Below are 11,226 nucleotides of genomic sequence, written 5' to 3'. Positions count from 1 at the left end.
CTTCCCGACCAACCCCTTCTTGTCACCGGAGCTACCAATGTCGCGTTATCTGATGACCCTGCCTCTGATCCTTGCTGCCGGGCTGGCTCACGCCCAGGTCAGCGGCCCGAGCATCGGGGCGCGGCCGACATTGCCTGCGCCGTACAGCACGAAATCGGTCGTCAACACGCCGAACACGACGCTGTTCCACGACGATGTTCGCGTGAAGGCGGCCGACGGCCTTGCCGTTAACGTTTTTGCGGAAGGGCTGGATTCGCCGCGCAACGTCGTGGTGCTGCCGAACGGCGACGTGCTGGTCGCCGAGGCGACGACCGAGCGCAAAAGCAACGATCCAGGCTATCGCGCGGTCGGGCGCAACCGCATCCTGCTGTTGCGCGACACGGATGGTGATGGGCGCGCCGACGTGAGCCAAACGCTGATAGGCGGCCTCAGCCAGCCCTATGGGATGCAGCTGATCGGGGACAAGCTCTACATCGCCAACGCAAATGGCGTATTTTGGACGCCGTATACGCTCGGGACCACGCGTATTGCCGACGATGCGCCGCGCACCTGGATCACCCGCTTCGATCCGACCGGCTACAATAATCATTGGACGCGAAATCTGCTGGCCAGCCGCGACGGGCGCACCTTGTTCATTGCAGTCGGATCAGCGAGCAACGCGGGCGAGTTCGGCATCGCCAAGGAAGCCCGCCGCGCCGCTATCCTGGCGATCGATCTGGCAAGCGGGCGGGAGCGCATTTTTGCCGATGGCATACGCAATCCGGTGGGCATGGCGTTTGAACCCCGGACCGGGCGGCTATGGGCATCCGTCAATGAGCGCGATGAGTTGGGCGACGATCTGGTCCCCGACTATATCGTTGGCGTGAAGGAAGGTGGCTTCTATGGTTGGCCCTACAGCTATTGGGGCAAGAACCCCGATCCGCGACTGAAAGGGCAGCGGCCCGACCTGGTAGCGAAGGCTATTACGCCCGATTTTGCCGTTGGTGCCCATGCTTCTGCGCTCGGTATTTCGTTCGGGGCGGACACGAAGCTGCCCGCGCGGTTCAGGGACGGCGCTTTTGTCGCGCGACACGGTTCATGGAACCGTTCGACCCTGCTCGGCTATGACGTAGTGTTCGTTCCGTTCCGGAACGGGAAGGCAGTCGGCCCGATGCAGCCGATACTAACCGGCTTCACTGACGGGCCCGGGCATGTCCACGGTCGCCCCCGCGCGTTAGCGACCGCGCGGGACGGGTCAGTGCTGATCGTCGATGACAAAGGCGGAACGATCTGGCGCATAGCCGCTGCCAGCCCCCAAGAAATGAATCAGAAATCGCACGCAAGCCTTCCGTGATCATGTGTCCAACGCCTCGCGGGATAAGCCATTTGACAGTTAGCTTCTTCTAAGTGGCTTTCGCAATCGACACCTGCCTTCTCCCTGCAATGCCTCTCCGCCTACAAGGAAGCCTCGCTGTATCAGTCGCGATCCTGTGGGCGGGACGAATGGACCTGATTGAGGTAGCCTCGCACCAGGGGGCGAATTGCCTCGGAATCAGCAGTTAGGCTGCAGCCTGCATCCGGAGAGAAAGTCCGTAAAATGTTCGTACCTTCGGCACCAACCGGCCTGATTCTTGGAGCGGTAGGTGTGGACAAATATCTTAACTTTCCTGTGCCATTATTATCAGGGAGATATAAATGGCAAACGGACGCGAGACGTGACCACGGACGAAACTGGATCGATCCATCACGATCCGTCTCAGTATCGTTATAAGCAGATGCTTGCCAACTCTGCGACCGCCGCAGTGTGTGCGGGGGCTGACAATCTAATCGTATCTTGGAACACAGCCGCTGAAGAGCTTTTCGGGCATCTTGCGGAGCACGCGATCGGTCAGCCGCTCTCGCTAATCATCCCTCCCAGGCTTCGGGCCGCGCATGATGCGGGCCTAGCCCGAGCGGTTCAGGCTGGCCGCGCGCGTTTAGCCGGGCATTCCGTCGACATTCTGGCGTTGCATGCAGATGGAAGCGAGATTCCGGTCGATTTATCCCTCTCTATGTGGTTCGAGGACGGTAAGCCGATGTTTGGCGCTCTGCTGCGCGACATTGCTGACCGGCATTCGGCGAAGCAACGGCTCGAGCACCTCGCGCACTGCGATACCCTCACGTCGCTGCCCAACCGGAACGCACTGCAGGAACGCCTCGCGGCCGAGATTACAAGGGCTCCTTGTGCGCTGATGCTAATGGACCTCGACGGGTTCAAGCATGTGAACGACACTCTTGGACACTCCGTCGGCGACCAGCTTTTAACAGCCGTGGCATGCCGGCTGACTGCAACCGTTGGCGCCATCGGGTTTGTCGCACGTCTGGGCGGCGACGAGTTTGCAATCCTGCTTTCAAACTGCGCCGATCCGCTCGTACTGGACGAACTGGCAACCCGAATTTTCCAAACCTTGCAGCGCCCCTTTCAGCTAGCCGAACAATCGATCTACGTAGGGACAAGCATCGGTATCGCGTTGTCGCCTAGTGATTCTTCGAATGTGGAGTTGCTCCTCTCTTGCGCTGATCTCGCCCTCTACAGCGCAAAAAGCGACGGAGGTGGCGCGCGGAGGTTTTTCCAGCGTGCGATGCAGAACAATTCCGAACAGAGACATCGCTTGGGCTCGGAACTTCGGAGGGCGCTAGCCAAGGATGAGTTTGAACTCTGGTACCAACCTCAAATGTGCCTGACCACTGGTTCGTTGTCCGGAGTCGAGGCGCTTATTCGATGGCGCCATCCCGATCACGGCCTGCTTACTCCAGCCGCCTTCATAGAGGTGCTTGAAGACAGCCCGATAGCAGAAGATGTGGGCGACTGGGTTGTTGAGCAGGCATGCGCAGCAACGGCCCAGTGGAAGCGAGCAGGCTTACGATCGTTGCGCATCGGGATCAATCTTTTCGCAGCCCAGCTTCGGTCAGATCGGTTATTTGAAGTCGTATCGACGGCATTGCAGAGACATCAACTATCGCCCGATCAATTAGAGCTGGAAATCACGGAGACAACCGTCTTACGGCATAACACTCAGTCTACCAAAGCGCTGAGGGATCTCAGCTTGCTAGGCGTAGGCGTAGCCTTCGACGACTTCGGCACCGGTTTTGCGTCGCTAAGCTTATTGCAAAAATATCCTCTGACCCGTCTGAAAATCGACCGCAGTTTCATTGCGCACATCGATCGCAAAGCTGGTGACTCAGCTATCGTCAAGGCAATTGTCATCATGGCGGCGGGCCTGGGACTCAAAGTGATTGCTGAAGGTGTTGAGACGGAAAAGCAAGAAAAGGCGCTACTCGATCTCGGCTGTCACGAAGCACAGGGATACTTATACGGGCGCCCAATGCTGGCTTCTGAAATTGCAGACAATTACCTTCATCGCTGTACTTTCGCTCAGAACACCAGCATTGTGTCAACGGGCTGAAACCCGACTTCCCGGTGATGCTTGCGAACAAGGGTTCTTTCGCAATCATTCTCTTCCGATATCAACCCTCATCCGCCGCTCCGTGCCCAATTTTTGCTCCAAAGTGCAGACGTTCCGCTTCAAATTCTCGCTTTCACTACCGGATGTAGTGATTTTGAAAGTCCAATTTGAGACTATTGAGATCACCTTCACTGATCGAAGCTACCGGACGAGATAATTAGGGCTCATTTGAAATGCTCAAAATATTGACGGAGCAACGAATCTTTCGGCTACACCTTTTTACACGACCGATTTTACGCCGCCGTAAAAAGCCTAATTTTTATAGGGATAGCTCCCCTTCATATACTGATAAAATCTGCAAATTTCGCCATCGCGACATCACTGCAAGCCTTCTTCCGGGAACCACGCCAATTCCGCCTTGGTCTCTTGCGGCCAGTTTTCGTCCAATGTCATCGGGTCATAGAGGCGACCGTTTTTCATCACAGCGCCAATATTCATGGCGTTCGAAATATCAGCCGTCGGGTCTGCGTCCAAGATTGTCAATCGGCGTCCAAACGGGACCCCTTATCAGCGCGCAAAAGGGACCCCCTGTCAGGATGGCGGAACATTGATGTGACGCTCTTCCTTGCGCTGCGCGCGGCGTAGGGAGGGCGTAGCCCGACCGGAGGCGCGCGCAGCGCAAAGCATCTTTTAATTGATTGCCGCTGGGGCGGATCAGCTGCGGTTTTTGAAGCGCCAGCTGTCATTGCCGGTCTCGACAATGTCGCAATGATGGGTGACGCGATCCAGGAGCGCGGTTGTCATCTTGGGATCGCCGAACACGGTGGGCCACTCGCCAAAGGCGAGGTTGGTGGTGATGATGACACTGGTCTGCTCATAGAGTTTGCTGATCAGGTGGAACAGCAACTGGCCGCCCGATCGGGCGAACGGCAGATAGCCCAGTTCGTCGAGTACGATCAGATCGAGACGGGATAGCTGGGCGGCGAGAGCGCCACTCTTGCCGATCCTGGCCTCCTCTTCGAGGCGGGTCACCAGATCGACCGTGTTGAAGTAGCGGCCCCGGGCGCCGGAGCGCACAACATTGGCGGTGATGGCGATGGCCAGATGGGTCTTTCCTGTGCCTGTGCCGCCGACCAGGACGATATTGCGCCGTGCGGGCAGGAACGTGTGTTGATGGCGGAGTAAAATGCCCCGGAACGGACATTTGAAAATTCCCCACTTCTTCTGATTGGCCCTTGTCCGGGGCGAGCCCCGGACAAGGGCCAGAGCAAAAATATCGGGCATGATCCTCCTGACGGGAGGCACGCTACGATGAAGAAGCTTGGAGATCTGATAATGATCCTGGATTTACATCGCCAAGGTCTGAAGGTGGCCGTTATCGCCCGCCAGGTCGGGATCGACCGCAAGACCGTCCGTAAATATATAGCGCAAGGCATCGAAGTGCCGACGTATGGACCCAGGCAGCCACGCGAGCGCTTGCTTGACCCTTGGATGGACTATCTGAGGTCTAGGCTTGATGCCTATCCGGGTTTGAGCGCGCGGCGCCTTTTGCGCGAGATTTGCGAGCGTGGTTACACCGGCGGCTACAGCACCGTACGCGATACGGTGCGCGCATTGCGACCGGCAGGCGGCGGCAGCCCCTTCGCCGTGCGCTTCGAGACGCCACCCGGGCAACAGGCACAGGTCGATTTTGCTCAGTTCCGGGTGCGATTTACCAGCGCGCCGGACAGCGTCCAGATCGTGTGGTTGTTCTCGATGGTGCTGGGCTTCTCCCGGCTGATCTGGGGGCGCTTCGCCCAGCGTCAAACGATGCAGACCGTATTGGCGTGCCACAGAGCCGCGTTCGAGGCGATCGGCGGCGTGCCGCGCGAAATCCTCTACGATCGCATGAAGACGGCCGTTCTGGGCGAGGATGAGGATGGTCGCGTCGTTTACAACCGGACGCTCGGCGAGTTCGCTCGCCATTATGGCTTTCTGCCAAAAGCCTGCCGCGCCTATCGGCCCGAAACCAAAGGCAAGGTCGAGCGGCCGTTCCGCTACATCCGTGAAGACTTCTTCCTGGGCGGCACATTCCGCGATCTCGATGATCTCAACCTCCAGTTCGGGAACTGGCTTGGCAATGTCGCCAACCCGCGTGTTCACGCCTCCACCGGGCGGGTTGTCAACGAAGCGTTCGCACAGGAGCAGCCGACACTGCAGCTCTTGCCGCTGATTCCGTTCGGCGCGGTCCTCAAGCTCGAACGGAGGATCAGTCATGAAGGCATGGTGAGCGTCGGCGGCAATTATTACTCGGTGCCCGACGCGACCCGGCGGCGCGTGGTCGAGGTTCATAGCCTGGCGGACGAAATCCATATCTTCGAAGACAATCGGCTGATCGCACGACATCCGCTGCTCGAGGGGCGGCGGCAGCGCTCGCTGCTGGAAGGCCACCGGCGCCAATATCGGCCTAAAGATGAAAACCCGGTGCCCCATGGCTTTACTGGCGAACTGGTCACACGCCGTTCGCTCGACTTCTACGCTGCCGTTGGTCAGCAACTGGCGGCATCGGGAGCGGCAGCATGAACTCGCTTCTTCCCGATCCGACAGCGTCGCTGCTTGATCGCATCAAGATCAGTATGGTCGGCCTCAAAATGCCCCGCGCCATCGAGGTGGTCGATAGCTGCGTCTCCCGCCTCGATCGCGGCGAGATCACCGGGCTGGAGCTGGTCGAACAACTACTGCTCGAGGAGTTGACGTTCCGCGAGGATCGGCGGATCCGAACCGCGCTGCGCATGGGCCGGCTCAATACTGTCAAAACCCTCACCGGATACGACTTCTCGTTCCAGCCCTCGCTCGACAAAGCCCGCATCCTGTCGCTGGCCGAACTGAACTTCGTTGCGCGCTGCGAGGTTGTTCACCTGCTGGGGCCGCCCGGCACCGGCAAGAGCCACCTTGCCAGCGCACTCGGTCTGGAAGCCGTCAAAGCCGGCAAAAGCGTCTCGTTCATCACGCTTGCGGACTTGATCGGTGCGCTTGCCAAGGCCGAACGGGAGGGCTCGCTGCGCGAGAGGATCCGCTTCTACTGCAGGCCATCTTTGCTGATCGTCGACGAGATCGGTTACCTCCCGGTCATACCCGGTGGTGGCAATCTGTTCTTCCAGCTGGTCAATGCGCGCTATGAAAAAGGGGCGATGATCCTCACCTCGAACCGAGGCTTTGCCGAATGGGGTGAAATCTTCGGCAGCCCCGTCGTCGCCACCGCGCTGCTCGACCGCCTGTTGCATCACGCCATCGTCATCCAGATCGATGGCTCGAGTTATCGCCTCAGGCGACATGCAGACCTACTACCCGAGCATGTGCGCTCGACCGCCCGGATCACGCCGCCGGCGCCGACAGAAGCTCGTCGCCGCGGGCGACCGCCAAAAGATGGAGGTGTACCGATGCCCGGCTCCTGAACCTCAAACCGCAAAGTGGGGAATTTTACTTTGCCCGTTCCGGGGAAAATTACTGTGCCGTTGACAAACGTGCCGCTGTGCAATGAACGCACCAGCCCCTCGTTGATTGGGGTACCCTCGAACCGGAAGGCGTCGATGTCCTTCACGACGGGCAGCCTGGCAGCGGCCATCCGGTATCGGATCGACGCGGCATGACGATGCGTCGCCTCCACCCTCAGAAGATCGGTCAGTATCTCCATGGTGGTGCGCTGGCGCTGAATGCCGGTGGTGACGGCATCGTCGAACGCGCCTGCCATGCCCTTGAGGCCAAGCCCGCGCATGGCCTCGATCATGTCATGCCGCTGCATCGAAGGTCCTCAACTGGTCGTAACGGGCACAGTCGGCGATCGGGGGATGGCGCAAAGCGCTATCCTCGGAGGTGATGATCGTCAGCGGACGCGGGGGTTCCCGGCGTCGTGCCAGGATGTTGAGGATCAGGTCGTCGCTTGCCGTGCCCGTCGCCAGTGCCTCACGCACAGCGGCTTCGACAGGCTCCAGGCCATCGGTCAGTACGGCCGACAACACACGGACGAACCGGCGATCGGCATCGTCGCCATTACCCAGCTTGCGGCGCAGGCGGGCAAGCGCCGGTGGCAGATCCCAGTCCTGGAAGGGGGCACCGTTCCGCAGCGCGCCAGGCTTGCGGGCCAGCACTGGCAGATAATGCCAGGGGTCATAGATCGTGCGGTTGCGCCCAAAGTAGCGAGGATGTTCAGCGACAACCTCTTCGCCGCAGCGAACGACGATGCGATCGGCATAGGCGCGGACCTGCACCGTGCGTCGTGCCACCGTCGAGAGCACCGAGTAGCGGTTGCGGTCGAAGCTGATCAGGCAGGTGCCGGTCACGGCATGCTCGCTCTCATTGAAGCCGTCGAACGGTCCCAGCATCGGCTGCAGCGCAGATCGTTCGATCTCCAGCATCTGCGCCACGGTCAGCTCTCCCTGTTCGGGATGGGGCTGCCGTTCCGCCCAGCGCCGACACTCGGCCTCCAGCCAGCCATTGAGCTCTTCGAGACTGGCGAACCGCAACCGGGGCTGGAAGAAGCGACCCCGGATCGTCTGCACCTGGTTCTCGACCTGACCCTTCTCCCATCCCGCCGCAGGCGAGCAGGCCGTGGGCTCGACCATATAATGGTCGGTCATGATCAGGAACCGCCGGTTGAAGACGCGTTCCTTGCCGGTGAACACGCTCGTCACAGCCGTCTTCATATTATCGTAGATGCCGCGCCCTGGCACGCCGCCGAAGAAATCAAAGCCCCGCGCATGCGCGTCGAACAGCATCTCCTGGCTCTCACGAGGATAAGCCCGGACATAGACCGCGCGTGAGGCACACAGTCGCATATGCGCGACCTTCACCCGCATCGGTGCCCCGGCGATCTCAACATCTTCATGGCTCCAGTCGAACTGGTAGGCCTCGCCTGGCCTGAACATCAGCGGGATGAAGGCCGTGACACCATCGCCGGCATCTTTGCGCCGTTCCAACTTCCATCGCGCCGCGTAGCGCCGCACGGCATCGTAGGATCCCTCAAAGCCTTCGCGCACCAACAGATCATGGATCCGCGTCATCCGCAGCCGGTCACGCCTGCCGCGCAGCTCGTTCTCTTCCAGCAGCGTGTTGAGGCGATCCTGAAACGGACCGATCCTGGGCAGCGGCTGAACCTTGCGCTGATAATCAAAGGCGCCCTCCGGCGCTCGGACCGCTTTGCGGATGACCTTCCGCGACACATGCAGGTCCCGCGCGATCGCCTTGATCGCCTTGCCTCCGGCATACTCACGCCGGATCCGTAAAACTGTCTCCAAAACCAACATCCCGATCTCGCCGCCTGAAAATTCAGGAAGCTGCTTAAACCATCGAAATGAGGGGTCCCTTTTAGACGCCGATCACCCCGCTAACGGGGTCCCTTTTGCACGCCGATCCACAGGCAAGGGCACACGCGCGCTTGTCGATGAGCTTCTGGAGCTGGAAGCCCAGGAGGATGCGATCCGCGCTCGTTTGGCTGCGGCCCCTGCTGACGTGCCTGACATCCATCCCAACATCTCCGAGATTTATCGGCGCAAGGTGGAACGACTGACGCACGCACTATCGCAGCCGGAAGAGCGCCAGGAGGCCGCCGATGCGTTGCGGGCGCTGATCGAGCGGATCGACCTCACGCCCGGCGCGAAGCGCGGTGAGGTCAACGCCATGCTCTACGGCGAGTTTGGCAGGATACTGGAATGGATCGAACAGCGTCGATTGGCCGAGAACACCGAAAGCCCCGGCGCTTTCGCGCCGGGGCTTTCGGGAATGTCGGTTTCGGTGGTTGCGGGAGTAGGATTTGAACCTACGACCTTCAGGTTATGAGCCTGACGAGCTACCGGGCTGCTCCATCCCGCGACACGTGGTTGCCCCTTGGTTTTGGGGTAACGCAAAAAAGGCGGCTTTGGGGCCGCCTTTTTTGACAATGTGAATGGGTTTTTGCTGATTTTGCGCGAGCTTCAATGCCTGGCGACGCCCTACTCTTCCAGTGCTTGAGCAATAGTACCATCGGCGCAGACTGGTTTCACGGCCGAGTTCGGGATGGGATCGGGTGGGTCACAGACGCTATGGTCACCAAGCAATGAAGCTGGCGCAAAATCAGGGTTTATAATCGATACCGTGCACGGTGTTTTGTGTGTGTCGTGATTTCTGGCTGGCTTAAGAACCACGCCATCTCATTCAAGCTACCTGTTGCCAGTGCTGTCATTGATGGTGGGACTCTGCGATTCACGAATGAACCGTTTAAGCGCGAACAGAGCAATTAGGACTGGTTAGCTTCATGGATTACTCCACTTCCACATCCAGCCTATCAACGTCGTGGTCTACGACGGCTCGATGAAATCTTATCTCGAGGGAGGCTTCCCGCTTAGATGCTTTCAGCGGTTATCCCGTCCATACATAGCTACCCAGCTGCGCTCCTGGCGGAACGACTGGTACACCAGAGGTATGTTCAACCCGGTCCTCTCGTACTAGGGTCAACTCCTCTCAAATTTCGACGCCCACGGCAGATAGGGACCAAACTGTCTCGCGACGTTCTGAACCCAGCTCACGTACCACTTTAATTGGCGAACAGCCAAACCCTTGGGACCTGCTCCAGCCCCAGGATGTGATGAGCCGACATCGAGGTGCCAAACGATTCCGTCGATATGAGCTCTTGGGAATCATCAGCCTGTTATCCCCGGCGTACCTTTTATCCGTTGAGCGATGGCCCTTCCACGAGGGACCACCGGATCACTATGACCGACTTTCGTCTCTGCTCGACTTGTCAGTCTCGCAGTCAGGCGGGCTTATGCCATTGCACTCTAACAGACGGTTTCCAACCGTCCTGAGCCCACCATCGCGCGCCTCCGTTACTCTTTAGGAGGCGACCGCCCCAGTCAAACTACCCACCACAGAGGGTCCCTGTACCGGATAACGGTACGAGGTTAGACATCAGAAAACAGCAGGGTGGTATTTCACCTATGGCTCCACATCAACTGGCGTCGATGCTTCAAAGCCTCCCACCTATGCTACACAGCTCTTTCCTAATGCCACTCTGAAGTTGCAGTAAAGGTGCACGGGGTCTTTCCGTCTAACCGCGGGTACTCCGCATCTTCACGGAGAATTCAATTTCGCTGAGCATATCCTGGAGACAGTGGGGAAGTCGTTACGCCATTCGTGCAGGTCGGAACTTACCCGACAAGGAATTTCGCTACCTTAGGACCGTTATAGTTACGGCCGCCGTTTACCTGGGCTTCAATTCAGTGCTTGCACACCTCCTCTTAACCTTCAGGCACCGGGCAGGCGTCAGGCCCTATACGTCGTCTTGAAGCCGACTTAGCAGAGCCCTGTGTTTTTGCTAAACAGTCGCTACCCCCTGGCCTGTGCCCCCCATAAGAGCTTGCGCTTATATGGGGCCTCCTTCTTCCGAAGGTACGGAGGCAATTTGCCGAGTTCCTTCAGGATACTTCTCTCAAACGCCTTGGTATACTCTACCATTCCACCTGTGTCGGTTTAGGGTACGGTCTATACGGAGGGGCTATTTCCTGGGACGATTTCACAGCCTGGAGCAATCCAATAAGCCCAGACCATTTACACCATCCGTCACACACCTCCAGGCCCACGAATATTAACGTGGTTCCCATCGACTACCCCCTTCGGGCTCGTCTTAGGGGCCGGCTTACCCTGCTCAGATTAGCTTTAAGCAGGAACCCTTGGAATTTCGGCGACAGTGCATCTCACACTGTTAATCGCTACTCATGTCTGCATTCGCACTTCCGATACCTCCACGACCCATTACCAGATCGCTTCAACGGCCTACGGAACGCTCCGC

General features: G+C 58.9%; 6 protein-coding genes, 1 tRNA gene, 2 rRNA genes and 2 pseudogenes (1 of these 11 running past the window's edge). 4 read left to right on the top strand and 7 right to left on the bottom strand.

Going from position 1 to position 11,226, the window contains the following annotated elements:
• Positions 1 to 37 precede the first annotated feature (37 nt).
• Positions 38 to 1,333 carry a PQQ-dependent sugar dehydrogenase gene (locus BSY17_RS02260; protein WP_069064166.1) on the top strand — a complete coding sequence of 432 codons (1,296 nt, stop codon included), beginning with the start codon at positions 38 to 40 and terminating at the stop codon, positions 1,331 to 1,333.
• 361 nt (positions 1,334 to 1,694) lie between these two features.
• Positions 1,695 to 3,425 (top strand): putative bifunctional diguanylate cyclase/phosphodiesterase, encoded by a 1,731-nt coding sequence (locus BSY17_RS02255; RefSeq protein ID WP_150125692.1) that lies wholly within the window; start codon positions 1,695 to 1,697, stop codon positions 3,423 to 3,425.
• Between the two features lie 378 nt (positions 3,426 to 3,803).
• Here the strand turns inward: BSY17_RS02255 and BSY17_RS21455 are convergent, their stop codons facing one another.
• Together BSY17_RS21455 and BSY17_RS02250 are read right to left on the bottom strand one after the other, a co-directional pair.
• A complete protein-coding gene (locus BSY17_RS21455) occupies positions 3,804 to 3,959 on the bottom strand; it encodes a hypothetical protein (protein WP_171899164.1) in 156 nt (51 codons plus the stop codon).
• Positions 3,960 to 4,139: 180 nt separating this feature from the next.
• Positions 4,140 to 4,589: pseudogene (locus BSY17_RS02250) on the bottom strand (ATP-binding protein); the annotation flags it as partial.
• Positions 4,590 to 4,736: 147 nt separating this feature from the next.
• On the opposite strand from BSY17_RS02250, the gene istA (BSY17_RS02245) reads away from it, so the two are divergent.
• Both istA (BSY17_RS02245) and istB read left to right on the top strand, forming a co-directional pair.
• Complete coding sequence (istA, locus tag BSY17_RS02245) at positions 4,737 to 5,987, top strand: IS21 family transposase (protein WP_069064164.1); 1,251 nt, start codon at positions 4,737 to 4,739, stop codon at positions 5,985 to 5,987.
• Positions 5,984 to 6,859, top strand: coding sequence for an IS21-like element helper ATPase IstB (gene istB, locus BSY17_RS02240; RefSeq protein WP_069064163.1), 876 nt, complete (start codon positions 5,984 to 5,986; stop codon positions 6,857 to 6,859). Before istA (BSY17_RS02245) ends, istB begins: the two co-directional genes overlap by 4 nt.
• A 23-nt stretch (positions 6,860 to 6,882) precedes the next feature.
• Here istB and BSY17_RS21785 read toward each other — a convergent pair.
• The 5 genes and pseudogenes from BSY17_RS21785 to BSY17_RS02215 form a co-directional block, all read right to left on the bottom strand.
• Positions 6,883 to 7,206, bottom strand: a pseudogene (locus tag BSY17_RS21785) (ATP-binding protein); the annotation flags it as partial.
• Entirely contained in the window at positions 7,193 to 8,707 is a 1,515-nt protein-coding gene (gene istA, locus BSY17_RS02235; protein ID WP_037474355.1) for an IS21 family transposase, read from the bottom strand. The gene istA (BSY17_RS02235) and the pseudogene BSY17_RS21785, both read right to left, overlap by 14 nt.
• Positions 8,708 to 9,195: 488 nt before the next feature.
• Positions 9,196 to 9,272 (bottom strand) — tRNA-Met (locus BSY17_RS02225).
• Between the two features lie 106 nt (positions 9,273 to 9,378).
• Positions 9,379 to 9,493, bottom strand: a 5S ribosomal RNA gene (gene rrf, locus BSY17_RS02220).
• Positions 9,494 to 9,656: 163 nt separating this feature from the next.
• Positions 9,657 to 11,226: ribosomal RNA gene (locus tag BSY17_RS02215) — 23S ribosomal RNA — on the bottom strand (it continues 1,242 nt past the right edge of the window).

The sequence above is a fragment of the Sphingobium sp. RAC03 genome (genome assembly GCF_001713415.1).
In the GTDB taxonomy this organism is placed as follows: domain Bacteria; phylum Pseudomonadota; class Alphaproteobacteria; order Sphingomonadales; family Sphingomonadaceae; genus Sphingobium.
This window is presented reverse-complemented; position numbering and strand designations above follow the sequence as displayed.